Source organism: Micromonospora terminaliae (genome assembly GCF_009671205.1).
Lineage (GTDB): Bacteria > Actinomycetota > Actinomycetes > Mycobacteriales > Micromonosporaceae > Micromonospora > Micromonospora terminaliae.
The window spans coordinates 2,556,720-2,574,237 of sequence record NZ_CP045309.1; the positions used below are offsets into that span (position 1 = coordinate 2,556,720).

The 17,518-nt window shown below is 75.2% G+C and carries 17 protein-coding genes and 1 tRNA gene; 4 read left to right on the top strand and 14 right to left on the bottom strand.

All coding sequences use genetic code 11. The annotated features are described in order from the left end of the window. Positions 1-168: 168 nt before the first annotated feature. The 3 genes from GCE86_RS11390 to GCE86_RS11400 all read right to left on the bottom strand — a co-directional run bounded on the left by GCE86_RS11390 (position 169) and on the right by GCE86_RS11400 (position 2,745). Positions 169-639 carry a MarR family transcriptional regulator gene (locus GCE86_RS11390; RefSeq protein ID WP_154226921.1) on the bottom strand — a complete coding sequence of 157 codons (471 nt, stop codon included), beginning with the start codon at positions 637-639 and terminating at the stop codon, positions 169-171. Positions 640-686: 47 nt separating this feature from the next. Then, positions 687-1,874, bottom strand: a complete 1,188-nt coding sequence (locus tag GCE86_RS11395) for a PP2C family protein-serine/threonine phosphatase (RefSeq protein ID WP_154226922.1) — start codon at positions 1,872-1,874, stop codon at positions 687-689. Positions 1,875-1,998: 124 nt separating this feature from the next. Continuing rightward, positions 1,999-2,745, bottom strand: coding sequence for an SAM-dependent methyltransferase (locus GCE86_RS11400; RefSeq protein ID WP_154226923.1), 747 nt, complete (start codon positions 2,743-2,745; stop codon positions 1,999-2,001). 126 nt (positions 2,746-2,871) lie between these two features. Here GCE86_RS11400 and GCE86_RS11405 point away from each other — a divergent pair, with 126 nt between their 5' ends. The 3 genes from GCE86_RS11405 to GCE86_RS11415 all read left to right on the top strand — a co-directional run bounded on the left by GCE86_RS11405 (position 2,872) and on the right by GCE86_RS11415 (position 4,497). Further along, on the top strand, positions 2,872-3,753 hold the full coding sequence (locus GCE86_RS11405; RefSeq protein ID WP_154226924.1) for a universal stress protein: 882 nt from the start codon (positions 2,872-2,874) through the stop codon (positions 3,751-3,753). 64 nt (positions 3,754-3,817) lie between these two features. After that, positions 3,818-4,027 carry a phosphatidylethanolamine-binding protein gene (locus GCE86_RS11410; RefSeq protein ID WP_091258078.1) on the top strand — a complete coding sequence of 70 codons (210 nt, stop codon included), beginning with the start codon at positions 3,818-3,820 and terminating at the stop codon, positions 4,025-4,027. Then, positions 4,024-4,497 (top strand): hypothetical protein, encoded by a 474-nt coding sequence (locus GCE86_RS11415; RefSeq protein ID WP_154226925.1) that lies wholly within the window; start codon positions 4,024-4,026, stop codon positions 4,495-4,497. The genes GCE86_RS11410 and GCE86_RS11415 overlap by 4 nt, the downstream gene beginning before the upstream one ends. A 1-nt stretch (position 4,498) precedes the next feature. On the opposite strand, the gene GCE86_RS11420 is transcribed toward GCE86_RS11415, so the two are convergent. Beyond that, the gene (locus GCE86_RS11420) at positions 4,499-4,717 is read right to left on the bottom strand and encodes a hypothetical protein (protein ID WP_154226926.1); all 219 of its coding nucleotides are present in this window, start codon (positions 4,715-4,717) and stop codon (positions 4,499-4,501) included. Between the two features lie 128 nt (positions 4,718-4,845). Here GCE86_RS11420 and GCE86_RS11425 point away from each other — a divergent pair, with 128 nt between their 5' ends. Further along, complete coding sequence (locus GCE86_RS11425; RefSeq protein ID WP_154226927.1) at positions 4,846-5,499, top strand: HhH-GDP family DNA glycosylase; 654 nt, start codon at positions 4,846-4,848, stop codon at positions 5,497-5,499. Between the two features lie 12 nt (positions 5,500-5,511). Here GCE86_RS11425 and GCE86_RS11430 read toward each other — a convergent pair whose 3' ends face one another. The 10 genes from GCE86_RS11430 to fdh all read right to left on the bottom strand — a co-directional run bounded on the left by GCE86_RS11430 (position 5,512) and on the right by fdh (position 17,426). Further along, positions 5,512-5,697: a hypothetical protein gene (locus tag GCE86_RS11430; protein WP_154226928.1), complete on the bottom strand. Its 186-nt coding sequence runs from the start codon at positions 5,695-5,697 to the stop codon at positions 5,512-5,514. Positions 5,698-5,767: 70 nt separating this feature from the next. Next, positions 5,768-7,045, bottom strand: coding sequence for a hemolysin family protein (locus GCE86_RS11435; RefSeq protein ID WP_154226929.1), 1,278 nt, complete (start codon positions 7,043-7,045; stop codon positions 5,768-5,770). Then, positions 7,045-7,242 carry a hypothetical protein gene (locus GCE86_RS11440; protein WP_154226930.1) on the bottom strand — a complete coding sequence of 66 codons (198 nt, stop codon included), beginning with the start codon at positions 7,240-7,242 and terminating at the stop codon, positions 7,045-7,047. Before GCE86_RS11440 ends, GCE86_RS11435 begins: the two co-directional genes overlap by 1 nt. Before the next feature lie 45 nt (positions 7,243-7,287). Beyond that, entirely contained in the window at positions 7,288-9,051 is a 1,764-nt protein-coding gene (selB, locus tag GCE86_RS11445) for a selenocysteine-specific translation elongation factor (RefSeq protein ID WP_154226931.1), read from the bottom strand. Positions 9,052-9,053: 2 nt separating this feature from the next. Continuing rightward, entirely contained in the window at positions 9,054-10,346 is a 1,293-nt protein-coding gene (gene selA, locus GCE86_RS11450; RefSeq protein ID WP_154226932.1) for an L-seryl-tRNA(Sec) selenium transferase, read from the bottom strand. A 21-nt stretch (positions 10,347-10,367) separates the two neighbouring features. Further along, positions 10,368-10,463, bottom strand: a tRNA-Sec gene (locus GCE86_RS11455). Between the two features lie 48 nt (positions 10,464-10,511). Then, complete coding sequence (locus GCE86_RS11460; protein ID WP_204342142.1) at positions 10,512-11,738, bottom strand: L-lactate MFS transporter; 1,227 nt, start codon at positions 11,736-11,738, stop codon at positions 10,512-10,514. A 108-nt stretch (positions 11,739-11,846) separates the two neighbouring features. Beyond that, a complete protein-coding gene (gene nrfD / locus GCE86_RS11465; RefSeq protein ID WP_154226934.1) occupies positions 11,847-13,088 on the bottom strand; it encodes an NrfD/PsrC family molybdoenzyme membrane anchor subunit in 1,242 nt (413 codons plus the stop codon). Then, entirely contained in the window at positions 13,085-14,128 is a 1,044-nt protein-coding gene (locus GCE86_RS11470) for a 4Fe-4S dicluster domain-containing protein (RefSeq protein WP_154226935.1), read from the bottom strand. The genes nrfD and GCE86_RS11470 overlap by 4 nt, the downstream gene beginning before the upstream one ends. Then, a complete protein-coding gene (gene fdh, locus GCE86_RS11475; RefSeq protein ID WP_275587131.1) occupies positions 14,121-17,426 on the bottom strand; it encodes a formate dehydrogenase in 3,306 nt (1,101 codons plus the stop codon). The genes GCE86_RS11470 and fdh overlap by 8 nt, the downstream gene beginning before the upstream one ends. Between the last annotated feature and the right edge of the window lie 92 nt (positions 17,427-17,518).

A 17,518-nucleotide genomic window follows, 5' to 3' on the forward strand; every position in this document is an offset into this window, starting at 1 on the left:
ATCATGGGCCGGCCAGTTGCGCTGCCACTATATCGGGCTCCCCCGACCGGCTCCGGGCCCCGCGCTGCGCCGGTGCTCAGCTTGTGCCCTTGTGCGGCGCGGTACTACCCGTACGGCATCCTAGGATACTAGCTGACCGGCGTCGTCCCCGCTGGTGCGGTGGGCGGGTCAGGCGGTGCGGGCCGTGGAGTCGGAGCCCGCCTGCGGGGCGTTCATCGACGCAGCCTGGCCGAACGCGACCAGTGCCAGCAGCAGCTCGTGCTGCATCCGGTTGGGCATCCGGTCCAGGACCGCCTGGACCGCCCGGTGCCGCCGCTCGGTCAGCTCGCGCAGCAGGGTCTCCGCCGCGGCCGTGGGGAGGAGCCGCACCTCGCGCCGGTCGCGAGGGTCGGCCACCCGGCGCAGCAGGCCGACGGCCTCCAGGCGGTCACAGAGCCGGCTCGCCGACGAGGGCACCACATCGAGCAGCTCGGCCAGCCGGTTCACGTTGGTCTGCGGGTGGGCCATGATCAGCGACAGCACCCGCAACTGGGTCGGCGACACGCTGACCGTGTGCCGCGACGTGGCGGAGTCGAGCACACCGATGAGCGCCTCGGCCGCCGCATCGATGGCCGCGGCAAGATTCGGAGGTCGCTCCACCCGCTGTCCCCTGCGATCGTCCCGCTCGTGTTCGCTCCGCCGGTCCGTCACCGCCCGCCGACGCCGTCCGGTGGGCTGGAACCGCGCCAGTCCAAGCAGACGACGACCGCGTCGTCGCGCAGATCCGCGTCGGCATGATACGCGTGCAACTCGCGCATCACCGTACCAACTGCCTCGGTCGCCGGTTGCAACCGAGTGGACCGCATCGCGCGCGCCATGGCCCGCTCCCCGTACGGCTCCAGGCCGGACGGCTCCGCCGCGTAGACCCCGTCGCTGACCACGAAGAGCCGATCCCCCGGCTCCACGGTGAACTCCTGGACGTCGTAGCGGGTCTCGGCGAACATGCCCAGCGGCAGTTGCTGCTCCAGCGTGATCGGGGTGACGACCCCGGCGCGCAGCCGCAGGACGTGCGGCGAGCCGGCGTCCACGGCGCGCACCACGCCCCGCCGGTTGTCCAGCTCCAGCAGCAGCGTGGCCACGTGCCGGCTCCCCCGGTGCTGGTAGAAGATGGTGTCCGAGGCCAGCTCGGCCTGCTCCACGAGGCTGCCACCGGAACGTCGCGCGTTGCGCATGGCGTTGACGGTCACCGCGGTGAGCAGTGCGGCGGCCAGCCCGTTGCCGGCGCCGTTGAGCACCGTGACGGTGAGCCGGTCGCCGTCGACCGACCAGTCGAAGTGGTCACCGCCCACCGTGTACGCCGGTTCGAGCTGCCCCGCCAGCACGAAGTCGCCGTGCGTGACGCTGCGCCCGGGCAGCAGGTCCCACTGCATCTCGGCGGCCATGCTGAGCCGTTCCCGGCGGCGCGCACGCCGGTAGCGGTCGGTCTCCCGGTCCGCCGCCCGCAGCGCCACGGCCAGCTCGCCCGCGACGTCGTGTGCCGCCGTCACCGTCGCGGCGTCCGGCGCGGCCGGCAGCTCCACCATCAGCACGCCGAGCCGCTCCCCCCACGCCGACAGCGGCAGGTAGGCGCGGCACCGGCCGTCCTCCCCGGTGTCCAGCACCGGCTGCTGGCTGCTGAAGCAGCGCTGCGCGACGCCCTGGCAGGCGAGGAAGCCGCCCTCGGGCAGCTCCGGGTCGAGCACCGGCCAGAGCCCGGTGAACCGGTAGTCGGCGACGAACACCTCCGTCCGCGACGCGTCGAGCACCCGGCGGACCGCCGCGTCGGCGGCCTCCACCAACTGGTCGGGGGGCGCGGCGCGCAGGGCGCGCGCCACTACTCCGGACGCGTCCGGCATGCTGACATCCTCCGATGACGACTATTGCTGTAGGGCAAACATCATACGGAGCCGCGGAGACACCGGCACGGCCCGGTTCCCGACCTGCGCCGCGAGGGGCGCCGGTCGGGGTGGACGGCCCTGCTCAGCCCGCCGGCTTGACCGCCAGCGCGCCGTAGAAGGCGTCCGGCACCGGCTCCGGGGCGCCGGCCGGCCGCCATTGCGCGACCGGCACGATGCCATCCGCCGTCGGCTGCCAGCGGCCGAGCAGCGGCGCGAACCGCGCGGGCGCCCGCATCCGGAACGCCGGGCCCATCATGGCCAGCGCGTCCGGGTACGCGGCGAGCTCCTCGCTGTCGAAGTCGATCGCCAGGAAACTGCCCGGCGCGACCGCCTCGTACAGCTCGTCGAGGGTCCGGGCGAGCGTGTCGTCGTCGAGGAACGCGGCCAGCCCGAGGAAGACCACCCCGACCGGCCTCCTCCCCCACCCCGGCACGAAGCGGTGCAGCTGGGCCGGGTCGACGGTGCCGATGTCGGTGGCGTCGCCGTAGCCGTAGCCGGCGCGGTCGCTGTCGGCCAGCAGGCGCTGGCCCAACCGGACCGTCGCCGGGTCGACGTCGGTGTAGAGCACCGTGGCGTCCGGCGCCACCTCGTGCACGTTGCCGCAGGTGGGCACGCCCGCGCCGAAGACCAGGAAGCCGTCCACCCCGGCGTCGGCGATCGACCGGACCGCCCGGCCGAGAAAGTCGCGCAGCGCGCGGAAGATCGCCGCACAGGGCCCGTACGCGTTCTCGAAGGCGCCGGCCGCGGCCACGTCGACCGGGTGGTGGTGCGCGCCACCGAGCCAGTAGTCGATCATGCGGGCGGTGCTCGGCTGGTCGGGCTCGGCCATCGACGAGACTCCCTTTCTCGGCGCTGGCCGCCAGCGTACCCACGGGCCGGCTCGCGCGGTATCGCCTCGGCGACGGGCCGCCGGCCGCGATACTGGCCGCGGGCGCCGACGGCGAGGAGGTACGGCGTGAACTCGGCGAACGGCGCGGCGGTGGTGGTCGGGGTGGACGGCTCGAAGCCGGCACTCAAGGCCGTGCGGCTGGCGGCGCAGGAGGCGGCGCGGCGGGAGCGGCCGCTGCGGGTGGTGCACGGCTTCATCTGGCCGCTGCTGCGCGTACCCGTGTCGGCGCCGGCCGGGGCGCCACCCGGAAGCGGACTGCGGCAGCAGGCCGAGGAACTGGTCGCCGCGGCGGTCGCCGAGGCCGAGTCGGCCGCGCCCGGGCTGCGGGTCTCCGGCGAGATCATCGACGGGGAGGCCGCCGCCGTGCTGCTCGGCGAGTCCCCGACCGCCGCGATGATCGTGCTGGGCGACCGGGGCCTGGGCGGCTTCGCCGCGCTGGTGGTCGGCTCGGTCGCGATCCAGGTCGCCTCGTACGCCGACTGCCCGGTCCTGGTCGCCCGTGGCTCGCCGCGGGCCACCGGCCCCGTGGTGGTCGGGGTGGACGGCTCGACCCTGTCCCACGCCGCGGTGGACTTCGCCGCCGAGGAGGCTGCGGTCCGCGGGACCCGGCTGCACACCGTGCTCGCCTACACCCACCCGGCCTCCAGCGGCCCCGGCGACATGCAACCGCTGGTGTACGAGGAGAGCGAGCTGCGCGGCGAGGAGGACCGGGTGCTGGCCGAGTCCCTCCGCGGGCTGGCCGAGCGCCGCCCCGGGGTGCCGGTCACGCGGGCCGTGGTGCACGCCCGGCCGGTCGCCGCGCTCGTCGAGGCCTCCCGCGAGGCCCAGCTGCTGGTCGTCGGCCGGCGGGGCCGGGGCGAGCTGACCGGCCTGCTGCTCGGCTCGGTGAGCCAGGGAGTGCTGCACCGCGCCGACTGTCCGGTGGCGGTGGTCCGCGCCCCCGGGTGAACGGTTGGCGGGGGCCCCGGCGGGTAGACGGTACGGTCAGCCACAGCGACCGGAGGAGGCAGCGATGCCAGGACCACGGCCGGGCAGCAACGCGTACGACAAGGAACGGGCGCGGCTGCGGGATGTGATCGAGCAGTCCGGGCGGGCCGCCGACCAGGAGGCGAACCAGGTCGCGAACCGGATCCTCCAGGACGACCGCGGCCAGCGGGGCGTCGTGCGGGGCGAACGGACGTTCGGGCCCAAGGGCGAGCGCGAGCCGGGCGACCCGAAGTGAGGGCCGCTCCCGTCGTCGACGGCGCCATCGCGGGCGCCGTCGGCAGCGCGGCCTTGAACGTCGTCACCTTCCTCGACATGACGCTGCGCGGACGGCCGGCGAGCAGCACCCCGGAGCAGACCGCCGGGAAGCTGGCCGACGCGGCGCACGTGGACCTCGGGCCCGCGGAGAAGGCGGCCAGCCGCCGTACCGGCGTCGGGTCGATCATCGGCTACGGCACCGGCATCGCCGCCGGTGCGCTCTTCGGCCTCCTGGCCGCCCGCCGCCGGATCCCGCTGCCGCTGGCCGTGGGGATGCTCGGCGGCGGGGTCATGGCCACCTCCGACGGTTCGCTGGCCGCCCTGCGCATCAGCGACCCGCGCACCTGGAGTACCAAGGACTGGGTGTCCGACGTGGTGCCCCACCTCGCGTACGGAGCGGCGGTCGCAGCCACCTGGCGGAGGCTGCGACCGCCGTCGCGGCGGGGCTGAGTCAGCCCCGCCGGTCGCTCTCGTCGTCGGCCACCGGCTCGCCGGCCGGGCCGTACGGCGACACCTGTCCCTTCGGGACCGGCCGGCCGACGTCCGCGTTCGAGCTGCCGCCCTTGCCGTGGGGCCCTCGGCTCCCGGACTGTGGAATGAGTTCCCGGCTGTCCTGGCTGGTCGCGCCCTTGTCGTTGCGGCGCAGTTCCTCCTGCTGCGGCTTGACCACAGGTCTCTCCTTCCGGTGGCGGCGCACGGCGTGGGCCGCGCACCTGCGCTGGGTACCCGCCGCCGCCGGGCACATTCCGGCCCGGCCGTGGGGCGTCTGGTCCGGCAGCGGGCGGGTATCCCCACCGGATGCCAGACGATCGGAACGTGGCCCGGGCCCTGCTGGACCGGCAGTCCCGCACCTACGCGGAGGAGGCCGGGATCGGCCTCGCCGACCGGCCGGGCCCGCTCTACCAGCTGCTGGTGCTCACCACGCTGCTGAGCACCCGGATCCGGGCGTGCGTGGCGATCGCCGCGGCCCGCGAGCTGTTCGCCGCCGGCTGGCGCACCCCGCAGGCCATGGAGGCGGCGAGCTGGCAGGACCGGGTCGACGCGCTCGGCCGCGGCCACTACCGGCGCTACGACGAGCGGACCGCCACCATGCTCGGCACCGGGGCGCGGCTCTGCCTGGACCGGTGGCACGGGGACCTGCGCCGGATGCACAAGGAGGCCGACGGCGACCGCGGGGTGCTCCGCCGGCTGCTCACCGAGTTCCCCGGCATCGGCCCGACCGGCGCGGACATCTTCCTCCGCGAGGCGCAGGCCGTCTGGCCGGACGTGCGCCCCTACGCCGACCGGCGCACCCTGGCCGGCGCGCGCCGGCTGGGCCTACCCGGGAACACCGGCGGCCTCGCCCGGCTGGTCGGCGAGGCCGACTTCGGGCGGCTGGCGTCGGCCCTGGTGCGGGTGGCGCTCGGCGAGGAGTCGGCCGGGGAGGTCAGCCGGACCGCGGCGGCCCGCTGAGCCGCCCGGGCCTCACTTCGCCGGCCCGGGCTTGGTCAGGTTCCAGGCGAGCGCCGAGGCGAGCAGCGCCAGCAGCACCACGCCGCCGGAGATGCCCCCGCCCTCCCCGCCGCTGCTGCGATGGCCGGTGGCGCCGAAGTAGATCACGGCCAGCCCGGCGAGCACGGTGACGAACGTCCGCAGTCCTCGGTCCTTCACGTTCGGAGACGCTACGGCCGCCCGCGGCCCCGGACGGCCGGTTTCGCCCGCTTGTCCCCCGGTCGGGTGGTCACTCCGCCCGGCAGCCCGCGGCCGGACCGCGCAGGCGTACCCGGCGGATCGCCCGGTCCACGACCTCGACCACCTCGACGGTGAGCCCGGGCAGCCGGATCCGCTCCCCCGGCCCGGCGGGCAGGTGACCGAGCCCGGCCAGCACCAGCCCCGCGACGGTCGTGTACTCCCGGGTCAGCGGGAAGGTCAGCTGCACGCCCGCGTCGGGCAGGTCGTGCAGCGGGAAGTCGCCGGGCAGCAGCAGGGCGCCGTCCGGCTCCCGGACCGCCTCCCGCACGTCCCGGTCGGTCTCGTCGTACAGCTCGCCGACGACCTCCTCGAGCAGATCCTCCATGGTGACCAGGCCGTCCACGCCGCCGTACTCGTCGATCACCAGGGCGAGCTGCTCGTGGCGCTGGCGCAGCTGCCGCATGGCGTCGGCCACCGGCAGCGTGCCGGGCAGCAGCACGGGCGTGCGGGCGCGGTCCCCCACGGCGGCGCCGTCGGCGTCGACCAGGTCGCGGATGTGGACCACGCCGCGCACGTCGTCCAGCCCGCCGGGGCCCGTCACCGGCGCCCGGGAGCGGCCGGTGGCCGCCAGCCGGCGCATCGCCTCCGCCGCGGTCAGCTCCGCCGGCAGGAACGTCACGTCGCGGCGGGCCACCAGGATCTCCCGCAGGGTACGGCCGGCGATGTCGAACGCCCCGGCCAGGATCTCCCGCTGCTGCGCGGAGAGCCCGCGCTGGCTGACCAGCATCTCGCGCAGCTCGTCCTCGGTCATCTCCTGCCGGTTGGCCCGGGGATCGCCGCCGGCCAACCGGACGAGCAGGTCGGTGGCCCGGCTGAGCAGCCACACCGCCGGGCGGGAGATCCGGGCCAGCACGTCCAGCGGCGCGGCGCTGAGCAGCGCCCAGCGTTCCGTCGCCTGCATGGCCAGCCGCTTCGGGGCCAGCTCACCGACGACCAGCGTCACGAAGGTCAGCACCACGGTCACCAGCACCACGGCCACCGGGCGGGCGGCCCGGCCGAGGAAGCCCAGCGGCCCGACGAGCGGCTCCGCCAGCGACACGGCGGCGGCCGCCGAGGCGAGGAAACCGGCCAGGGTGATGCCGAGCTGGATGGTGGCCAGGTAGCGGTTCGGCTCCCGGGCCAGCCGAATCAGCCGCGCCCCGCTGCGCCCCGCGCGGCCCAGCCGCCGCAGCTGCCCCTCGCGCAGCGTCACGATGGCCATCTCGCTGCCGGACAGCGCCGCGTTCACCAGCACCAGGACCAGCACCAGGGCGAGCTGTTCGGCCATCAGTCGGTCTCCAGGTCGTCCAGGGAGATCGCGTGCGTCATGAGCCACCGGGCCAGCGCACCCATTCCGAACAGCCACAGCGGCGCCGACTCGGTGGTGCCGTTCGTGGCGAAGACGGCGAACCGCAGGTCCGGTGCCCGGTACGCCTCGATGCGCCACCGGTGGTTCCTGTCCCGCCAGACCGCCGAAGGGTCCATGGCGTCACCGTAGGTGACCGGGTGCGGCTGCCGGTGCCGCTTGGCTCACCCGGGAGGGTGGACCACCTCGCGGGCGTCGTCGGGCAGCCGGCGCGTGGCGCCGCGGCGGTCGAGCAGTTCCAGCAGCGGCACCGCCACGCGCCGGGTGGTGTCCAGGGCCTGCCGGGCCGCGCTGAGCGTGAACGGCTGCGACAGCCCGGCGAGCACCCGCACCGCGTCGTCCAGCGCGCCGGGCAGCAGCACCACGTTGTCGGCGAGCTTCAGCAGGGCGCCGGCACGCACGGCCGCCCCGATCTCGCGGGGGCCCAGGCCGAAGTCGGCGAGGCGGTGCGTCTCGGGGGCCTGGAAGGGGCGGTCGCCGTACTCGGCGCGGACCCGGGCCACCGCCCGCGCCACGGGTTCGGGCAGCGTGTCCGCCGCGGTGGCGGTGACCCGGCCGGCCCGCAGCCGCAGCGGCGGGCGCAGCAGCGCCTCCACGAGCGCCCGGTCGGGCAGGTCGAGGCGGTGCCGCAGCACGTCGACCGGCACGCCGGCCGCCAGGGGTTGCTCGCGGGCGTACCGGGCGACCTCCTCGGTGAGCCGGCGGCCCAGCTCCCGCCAGTGGTCCGGGTCGGCGAGCCAGTCCCCGGCGACCGGCGCGGCGGTGGCCGGCACGCCCATCCGGGTCAGCTCGCCGGCCCGCACGAGGCGCCGCCGGCGCAGCTCCCCCGCCAGGTCGGGCCGGCCGTCCAGCCCCGCCAGCACGATGGCGCGGGCGGCGGCCGCGCCCCGGCGCCGCAGCGGCGGCGGGTCCACGTCCAGCACGGTCACCCCGCCGCTGACGTGGTGCCGGCCGGGGTCGCGCAGCAGCGCCCGGTCGCCGATCACCAGCGGCAGCGGGCGGGCCAGCCGGAGCCGGACGGTGTCCGGCCCGAGCGGGCGGACCCGGGCCGGCACGGCGGCCGAGCCCACGTGCAGGGTGAGGGTGGGCGGCAGGTCGGCGGCCGGATCACCGGCGAGCCGGACGTCGAGCAGGTCGGTGCCGCGGAACCGGCCGGGGCTGAGCAGGGCGTCGCCGCGGGCCACCCGGTCGCGGGGCAGCCCGCGCAGGTTCACCGCCACCCGCGCCACGGCGCCCACCTCGGCGCGGGCGGTGTTCAACGCGTGCAGGCCGCGGACCCGCACCGGTTCCCCCGTGGCGGCGAGTTCGAGCGTGTCGCCGACGCGCAGCCGGCCGGCGCCGAGGGTGCCCGTGACCACCGTGCCGCTGCCGCGGACCGTGAACGAGCGGTCCACCCAGAGCCGGACCGGGGCGTCGGCGGCCGGGTCGGGCAGCCGGGCGACCAGCCGGTCCAGCGCGGCCCGCAGCTCGGGCAGGCCCGCACCGGTGACCGCGCTGACCGGCACCGCCTCCACCGCGCCGAGGGAGGTCGCGGCGATCTCCTCCCGCGCCCGGGCCAGCGCCGGCCCCGGGTCGGCCAGGTCCGCGCGGGTCACCGCGAGCAGCCCGTGGGACACCCCGAGCGCGTCCAGCGCGGCCAGGTGTTCGGCGGACTGCGGCATCCAGCCCTCGTCGGCGCCGACCACGACCAGCGCGGCCGGGACGGGCCCGACGCCCGCCAGCATGTTCGGCACGAACCGCTCGTGCCCGGGCACGTCGACGAACGCGACGGTGCCGCCGGCGGGCAGGGTGGTCCAGGCGAAGCCGAGGTCGATGGTCATGCCCCGGCGGCGCTCCTCCGCCCACCGGTCGGGTTCCATCCCGGTCAGCGCCCGGACCAGCGTGGACTTGCCGTGGTCGACGTGCCCCGCGGTGGCCACCACCCACACGGTCAGGCCCCGACCCGCAGGATCGCCGCCCGCACGTCCGGGTCCGCGGCGGCGGGCACGCAGCGCAGGTCGAGCAGGAGCCGGCCGTGCAGCACCCGGCCGAGGATCGGCGGCGCGCCGGTGCGCAGCGGCTCGGCGTACCGCTCGGGCAGGCTCAGCGCCCACGAGTCGAGTTCGACCCCGGGGGCGCCGCCGCCGCCGACCACCGCCGCGCTGGGCACCACCTCGGCCTTGCAGCCGTCCTCGCCGAGCCGGTCGCGCAGCCGTTCGGTGCGGGCGCGCAGTGCCCCCGGCTCGGCGTGCAGGGCCTCCCGGGTCGGGGTGGTCGGCGCGTGCAGGGTGGCGGCGAGCGCGGCCAGGGTCAGCTTGTCGACCCGCAGCGCCCGCGCCAGGGGGTGCCGGCGCAGCCGCTCGACCAGGTCGGCCGCGCCGAGCAGCAGCCCGGCCTGCGGCCCGCCGAGCAGCTTGTCGCCGCTGGCCGTGACGAGGTGCGCACCGGCGCGCAGCGTGGTCGCGGCGTCCGGCTCGTCGGGCAGCAACGGGTCGGGCGCGAGCAGCCCGGAGCCGATGTCGGCGACCACCGGTACGCCGAGGGTGGCCAGCTCCCCGACCGGCACGGTGGAGGTGAAGCCGGTGACCCGGAAGTTCGACGGGTGCACCTTGAGCACGAACCCGGTGCGCGGGCCGACCGCGGCGGCGTAGTCGGCCAGGGCGGTGCGGTTGGTGGTGCCCACCTCGCGCAGCCGGGCCCCGGTGCTCTCCAGCAGGTCGGGCAGGCGGAACCCGTCGCCGATCTCGACGAGTTCGCCGCGGCTGACCACGATCTCCCGGTCCGCGGCGAGCGCCGTGGCGGCCAGCACCAGGGCGGCCGCCCCGTTGTTGACGACGTGCACGGCCGGCGCCTCGGGCACGGCGGCGGCGAGCGCGTCGAGGGCCTCCCGGCCACGCCGGGCCCGCCGCCCGGTACGCAGGTCGAGTTCCACGTCGGTGTGCCCGGCGGCGGCCACCAGGGCATCGACGGCAGCGGCCGCCAGCGGGGCCCGCCCGAGGTTGGTGTGCAGCACGACGCCGGTGGCGTTGAGCACCGCCCGGGGCGCCGGCGCGGGCAGGTCGGCCAGCGCGGCGTCGCGTACCTGCTCGGGAGTGAGCTGGCCGGCGCGGGCCCGGCCCTGGGCCCGGACGATCGCGGCCTTGACCCGGTCGCGGCCGAGCGTGCCGGCCGCGGCGGCCAGCGCCGGGTCGGCGAGCAGCGCGTCGGTGCGCGGCACCCGCCGCCGCGGGTCCACGTCACGCATCGGGTCTCCCAGGGAACGGCTTGGCGGAGACGGACGGGAATCGAACCCGCCTGGCCCGGGTCCCGGACCACACCGGTTTTGAAGACCGGGAGGGGCACCAGCCGCCTGAACGCCTCCACGAGCACTTAACCACACCTGATCTCCGGCCGCCCGGGGAGGACCGGATCAGGGCCCGGGCGTCTGGAAGTGGGGCCGCGGCTTGCCGGGAGCGGTGGGCAGCCGGGTGATCGGCGGGAGCACCAGCGCCACGAACGCCAGGATGCCGATGACCGTGAAGGGCAGGGTGTAGCTCTTGCCGCTGGCCTCGTAGAGCAGCGAGGTGAGCAGCGGGCCCACGACACCGCCGATGCTCCACGCCACGATCATCGCCCCGTAGATGGCGCCGGCGTTCGGCGTGCCGAAGTAATCCGCCGCGGTCGCCGGCATGGTGCCGAAGCCGCCGCCGTAGGCGAGGTAGACCAGGGCGGCGAGGACGGCGAAGAGCCAGAACGCGGAGGCGTGCGGCAGGATCAGGAAGCAGACGCCCTGGAGGGCGAGCATGCCGATGAACGCCGGCATCCGGCCGACCCGGTCGGACAGCCACGCCCACGCCACCCGCCCGCCACCGTTGAACAGGCCCAGGACGCCGACCATCCCGGCGGCCGTCGCGGCGCCGACCCCGGCGACCGTCTGCGCGGCGTCCGCGGCCTGCGAGATGAGCGCGATGCCGCAGGTCACGTTGAGCGTGAGGATCAGCGTGAGCAGGTACCACTGCCGGGTGCGCAGGGCCTCGCCGAAGGTGTAGACCCGGGTTCCGGCGACGGCCCGGCCGCCGACCGCCGGCGTGAAGCCCGGCACCTGGTAGCCGGCCGGCGGGTCCCGGAAGAACGACGCCCCGAGCAGCACCGCCACCAGGTAGGCGATGCCCAGCGGCAGGAAGACGCTGGTCTTGTGGTCGGTGCCGGCCAGCAGGCCCTTCGCCACCGGTGCGGTGATCACCGCACCGAACCCGAAGCCGGCGACGGCGATCCCGGTGATGAGCCCGCGCTTGTCCGGGAACCACTTGCTGAGCATGGCGATCGGTGTGATGTACGCGGCGCCGAGCCCGATGCCGCCCAGCACGCCGTAGGTGAGCAGCAGCAGCCACAGCTGGTCGCTCGACGACACCAGCGACGCGAGCATGGTCCCGACGGCGTAGAGGATCCCGCCGCCCAGGGCCACCGGCCGCGGCCCGCGCCGGTCCTGGATACGCCCACCCACCAGGCTGCCGATGAAGATCGTTCCGATCGCCACCTCGAAGGGCAGCACCACCTCGGCCTTGCTCCATCCGAACTCGTCCTGGAGCGGCTTGTTGAACACACTCCAGGCGTAGACGGCGCCCAGCGCGAGCTGGACGAGGACGGCAGCGATCACGAGGCCCCAGCGGCCCCGGGTCGGTGGTGGATTCCCCCGCGAACGAGCGGCTGTTGTGGCCATGAGCGGTACCCCCGTATCGGCTCATGGGCCCGGCGCCTGTCCTGCCTATCCCCCGTTCGGGCCGGCGCCCGGCCCGTTGACGTGTGGTTGCTGGCTTGCCCGCCGCTGCGCGCGTTCCCGCTGCGGCACGACGGTGTACTTGGGATCCCGCGCCGAGGCCACCCCGCCGTGGAAGATGCCGAACCGGGTGCAGACGGACGCGGCGAGCAGCGCGCCGCCGGACAGGGCCGACAGCATCCGGCTGCGCCGCCCGACCAGGGCGCCGGCCACCCCGGCGGCGGTGAGCGTCCGCCCGGCGCGCAGCAGCCTCCCGGCGGTGCCCGTCGTGTAGGGCTCGCTGAGCAGGCCCAGCCGGTTCTCCACCCGGTGCGAGCCCCACAGCTCCAGGGCCGCGCCGGCGACGGCGAGACGCCGCGCCGGCCCGGCCTGGCCGGTGGGCGCGGCCAGCAGCCCCACGCCGGCGCCGCTGGCCAGCGCGCTGCCCGCGAAGACGACCGGCAGTTCCGGGTACGCCTCGTGCCAGGACGGCACCGCCGTGTCGGCCAGCAGCACCCCCGTGTACGTGGCCAGGGCGGGCGCGGTGACCGCAGCGACCAGCCCGGCGGCGTTCCCGGCCGGCGGCAGCAGCTTCCGCCCGAGCCCGAGCACGCCCCGCTCGGGCAGCCAGGGCGCGGCCTCGGCGACCGCGGCGATCCCGGCGGCGGGCCCGAAGGTGGTGAGGATCCAGGTGCCCACGGACATCGGCGAGGTCAGCTTCGCCACCCGAAGCATGTGGTGGAAGCGGCTGGGCTTGCCCAGGTCACGGACGAGGAAGACGGTGCTGGCGCTGACCGCCGCAAGGGAGGTGACCCGGCCGGCCCGGCGCAGCGCCGGCCGGCCGGTGAGCTGGCCACCGGCCGCGAGCAGCGACGAACCGGCCGCGAGCCCCCCGGTGAACAGGTACGCGGCGATGTCCCACTTCCAGACGGGCGCCTTCAGGATCGGCCGCCCGTAGTACGAGGTGAACTCGGCGGGAGGCACCGCCAGCTGCTCCCCGCCGCCCCCGCGCCGACCCCGACGCCGTTCCGCGGGCCGGACGTCGCGGGGCGGCTGGGGCGCCAGCCCGGCCTCGGCGGCGCCCGCGTCGGTGCGGGCCACGCCGGCCCCGGTGCCGGTCGCCCGGCTGCCGTTCGCGCCCACCTTCGGGGCGTGACCACCCGGCTCGCCCGGGCGGGCCGGCACATCGGCGGCGAGCCGCTCACGGAAGCGGCGGAACAGGTCGCCGACGGCGGGGCGGTCCGGACTCACGATGAACCTCCGACGAACGCGGCGACGGCCGCCGCCGCCATGGCCAGGGCGGCCAGCCCGGCCCGCTTCCACATCTTCGGCAGGTCCCGGGTGGTGACCACCGGGTCCGGCGGCAGGCCGTACACCTCGGGCTCGTCGAGCAGCAGGAAGAACGCGCCGTCCCCGCCGACGCCGTCGGTCGGGTCGTGGCCGTAGAGGCGGGCCTCCGGCACGCCGCGCTGGTGCAGCGTGGCGACCCGCTCGGCGGCACGTTCCCGCAGCTCGTCGAGAGGACCGTACTGGATCGACTCGGTGGGGCAGGCCTGCGCGCAGGCCGGCGTCTTCCCGGCGCCCAGCCGGTCGTAGCAGAGCGTGCACTTCCAGGCCCGGCCGTCGCCCTTGCGCTGGTCGATCACCCCGTAGGGGCACGCGGAGATGCAGTAGCCGCAGCCGTTGCAGATGTCCTCCTGCACCACCACCGTGCCGAACTCGGTGCGGAACAGCGAACCCGTCGGGCAGACGTCCAGGCAGGCGGCATGGGTGCAGTGTTTGCAGACGTCCGACATCATCAGCCAGCGGAAGTCGGAGCGCGTCTCGGCGCCGGTGGCCCGCCCGGGCGGCTGGGCGCCGGGCATGCCGAGGAACTCCGGACCGGCCGCCATCCGCGCCGCCGCGTCCGGGCGCCCCGGCGGCAGCCCCGGAACGGTGCCGGTGTCGGTGCCCGTGCCGGCGGCGGCAGCCGCGCTCTCCGCGCTGGTCGGCGGCCCCGTCGGGTTCTCCGCGAAGGGCGGTGTCCGGTGCCCGGCCGGGCGGGGCTGCTCGATGAACGCGACGTGCCGCCAGGAGTTGGCGGTCAGCGCGCCGGTGTTGTCGTACGACATGCCGAGCAGGTCGAAGCCCGAGTCCGGGACGCCGTTCCACTCCTTGCAGGCCACCTCGCAGGCCTTGCAGCCGATGCAGACGCTGGTGTCGGTGAAGAAGCCCATCCGCGGGCCGGCATCGACCCAGCCGGCGTCCGGGGCCGGGTCCAGCGGGCCGTAGAGGCTGTTGGCGTCAGGCATCCCCGCTCCCGTCCCGCGCCCCGCCGGTGGTCCGCTCGTGGGCTTCGCCGGCCGCGCCGGTGGTGACGATCGGCACCGTCCGGTCCGGCGTCATCCCGGCCCGGCGCTGGTAGTCGGCCACCAGGTCGAGCAGGGCCGGCCCGGTGGGCCGCCGGCCCGGCCGCACGTCACAGGTGCCCACCTTGCTCTCCTGGATGAGCACGTTCGGGTCCAGGGTGATGCCGAACAGGTCGTTGACCGTGTCGCCGGTGACCAGGCCCTCGCTGCCGAAGTGGTACGGCAGCCAGACCTGGTGGATCGTCCGGCCGTCGACCCGCAGCGGGGTCAGCCGGTCGGTGACCAGCACCCGCGCCTCGATCACGGCGCGGCCGCTGACCAGGTGCGCCCAGCCGAGGTGCGCCAGCCCCACCTCGGCGGCCAGCTCCGGGGACACCTCGACGAACAGCGCCGGTTGCAGCTCGGCCAGGCGCGGCACGGTCCGGCTCATTCCGCCGGCCGTGTGGTGCTCGGTGAGCCGGCTGACCGTGAACACGTACGGGAAGACCTGGCTGTGCGGCTCGGGCGGGCTCGGGTTCATCCGGTTCACCGGGTGCGTGTAGACCTTGCGGGTCGGGTTGGCCTGCTGCCCGTAGAGCGGGTTGCGCAGGGGCGACTCGGCCGGCTCGTAGTGCGTCGGCAGCGGCCCGTCGAGCACGCCGGTGGGCGCGTACAGCCAGGCCTTGCCGTCGCCCTGCATGACGAACGCGTCGTCGCCGGCGAGGCCCGCCGTCCCGGAGGCGCCGTCCGGCGGACGGTAGCTCGGCGGTTTGGTCTTCTCGAAGTCCGGCACGTCGTAACCGGTCCACGCGCCCTGGTCGGGGTCCCACCAGACGTACTTCTTGCGCTCGCTCCACGGCCGGCCCTCGGGGTCGGCGGAGGCGCGGTTGTAGAGGATGCGCCGGTTGGCCGGCCACGCCCAGCCCCACTCGGCGGCCACCCAGTCCTGCTCGTGCCGCGACTTGCGGCGGGCCGCCTGGTTGACGCCGTCGGCGTAGACGCCGGAGTAGATCCAGCAGCCGACCGCCGTGGAGCCGTCGTCCTTGGCCTCCGGGAACCCTCCGAGCGGGCGGCCGGTGGCCACCTCGTAGCCGTTGATCTCCTTGAGCACCGCCTCGGCGCTCGGCTCGGCCTCGGGGCCGTGCGTCGGGTAGTCCCAGGCGAGGTCGAGCAGCGCCCGGTCGCGGGGCTTCGTGGAGCCGGCCAGCTTCTCCCGCAGCTTCCGGCCGAGGTGGTAGAAGAACCACAGCTCGGAGCGGCAGTCGCCCGGCGGCTCGACGGCCTTCTCCCGCCACTGGAGCAACCGCTGGGTCTGGGTGAAGGTGCCCTCCTTCTCCACATGCGAGGCGGCGGGCAGGAAGAACACCTCGGTGCGGCACTCCTCCGTCACGATCTCGCCGGTGGCGATCTCCGGGCTGTTCCGCCAGAAGGTCGCGCTCTCGATCATGAAGAGGTCGCGGACGACCAGCCAGTCCAGGTTGGCCATGCCGAGGCGCTGGGCCCGGCCGTGCGCCGAGCCGACGGCCGGGTTCTGGCCGAGCAGGAAGTAGCCCTTCACCTTGCCGTCGATCATGTTCAGCACCTGCTGGTACGTCCCGTGGTCGCCGGTCATCCGGGGCAGATAGCCGTAGCAGAAGTCGTTCTCCGGCGTCGCCGCGTCCCCCCAGTACGCCTTGAGCAGGCTCGCCGCGAAGGCCCGGGAGTTGCCCCAGAAGCCCTTCTGGCCCGGGTGACGAATGCTGTCGACCCACTCGTCGAAGGTCGGGTGGTCGGCGTGGTGCGGCATCGGCAGGTAGCCGGGCAGCAGGTTGAACAGGGTCGGGATGTCGGTGGAACCCTGGATGCTGGCGTGTCCGCGCAGCGCCAGGACGCCGCCGCCCGGCCGGCCCATGTTGCCGAGCAGGGTCTGGATGATCGCGCCGGTGCGGATGTACTGCACGCCGACGCTGTGCTGGGTCCAGCCCACCGAGTAGACGAGCGCACCGGTCCGCTCCCGGCCCGAGTTCTCCGTCCAGGCGCGGGCCAGCTCCTCGAACTTCTCCACCGGGATGCCGCAGATCCGGGCCACCATCTCCGGGGTGTAGCGGGAGAAGTGCCGCTTGAGGATCTGGTAGACGCAGCGCGGGTGCTGCAACGTCTCGTCCCGCTGGGTGGTCCCGGCCACCGGCATGCCGTGCGACTCGTGCCGCAGGGGGGCCGCGGTCTCCCGCTCCTTCGCCGTGTCCTCGGATTCACGCTGCTGCTCGTGGCCCTGGTACTTCCAGCTGCCCTGGTCGTAGCTGTTCCGTTCCGGGTCGTAGCCGGAGAAGAGTCCGTCGAGGTCCTCGGTGTCGGCGAACTGGTCGGTGATGATCGTCGCGGCGTTGGTGTAGGCCAGCACGTACTCCCGGAAGTCCAGCTCGTTCTCCAGGATGTACCGCACCACGCCGCCGAGCAGCGCGATGTCGGTGCCCGCCCGGATCGGCAGGTACGTGTCGGCGAGCGCGCTGGTCCGCGTGAACCGGGGGTCCACGTGGAAGACCTTGGCGCCGCGCTTCTTGGCCTCCATCACCCACTGGAAGCCCACCGGGTGGGCCTCGGCCATGTTGGAGCCCTGGATGACGATGACGTCAGCGTTGATCAGGTCCTGCTGGAAGTCCGTCGCGCCGCCGCGACCGAAGCTGGTCCCCAGACCGGGGACGGTGGCGGAGTGTCAAATGCGGGCCTGGTTCTCGATCTGGAGCGCCCCCATCGCCGTGAACAGCTTCTTGATGAGGTAGTTCTCCTCGTTGTCCAGGGTCGCCCCGCCCAGGCTGGAGATGCCCAGCGTCCGGTTGAGCGGGCGGCCCTGGTCGTCGACGTCCTCCCAGGTCTCGTCGCGGGCGGCGAGGATCCGGTCGGCGATCATGTCGAGCGCGACGTCGAGATCCAGGTCCTCCCACTCCGTGCCGTAGGGCCGGCGGTAGCGCACCTTGGTCTGCCGCAGGGGGCTGGTCACCAGGTTCTTGCTGGCGGAGCCCTTCGGGCAGAGCCGGCCGCGGGAGATGGGGCTGTCCGGGTCGCCCTCGATCTGGGTGACCTGCCCGTCGGAGACGTAGACCCGCTGCCCGCAGCCCACCGCGCAGTAGGGGCAGACCGACCGGGCCACGCTGTCGGCGGTCTCGGTGCGGGCGGTCAGCGCCGCCGAGCGGGCCGACTGCGCCGCGGCGCCCCGCCCGAGCGGGTCCGTGCCGGTGAGCTGCCGGTAGACCGGCCACCCCTGGATGAAGGTCTTGAGACCCATCCCGGCACACCCCCTCCGCGGCTCGCGGGTAGCTGACCTTTTGCACATTAGGCCAGCCGAGGGGTGCTCGCGACCCGGGACGCGAAACAGCG

Bases quoted from the DNA above. Each gene is read 5' to 3' on its own strand.
- GCE86_RS11425 (WP_154226927.1), top strand. From the start codon at position 4,846: ATGCCAGACGATCGGAACGTGGCCCGGGCCCTGCTGGACCGGCAGTCC.
- GCE86_RS11440 (WP_154226930.1), bottom strand. From the start codon at position 7,242: ATGGACCCTTCGGCGGTCTGGCGGGACAGGAACCACCGGTGGCGCATC.
- GCE86_RS11400 (WP_154226923.1), bottom strand. From the start codon at position 2,745: ATGGCCGAGCCCGACCAGCCGAGCACCGCCCGCATGATCGACTACTGG.
- selA (WP_154226932.1), bottom strand. From the start codon at position 10,346: ATGCGTGACGTGGACCCGCGGCGGCGGGTGCCGCGCACCGACGCGCTG.
- GCE86_RS11410 (WP_091258078.1), top strand. From the start codon at position 3,818: ATGCCAGGACCACGGCCGGGCAGCAACGCGTACGACAAGGAACGGGCG.
- GCE86_RS11395 (WP_154226922.1), bottom strand. From the start codon at position 1,874: ATGCCGGACGCGTCCGGAGTAGTGGCGCGCGCCCTGCGCGCCGCGCCC.
- GCE86_RS11435 (WP_154226929.1), bottom strand. From the start codon at position 7,045: ATGGCCGAACAGCTCGCCCTGGTGCTGGTCCTGGTGCTGGTGAACGCG.
- GCE86_RS11470 (WP_154226935.1), bottom strand. From the start codon at position 14,128: ATGCCTGACGCCAACAGCCTCTACGGCCCGCTGGACCCGGCCCCGGAC.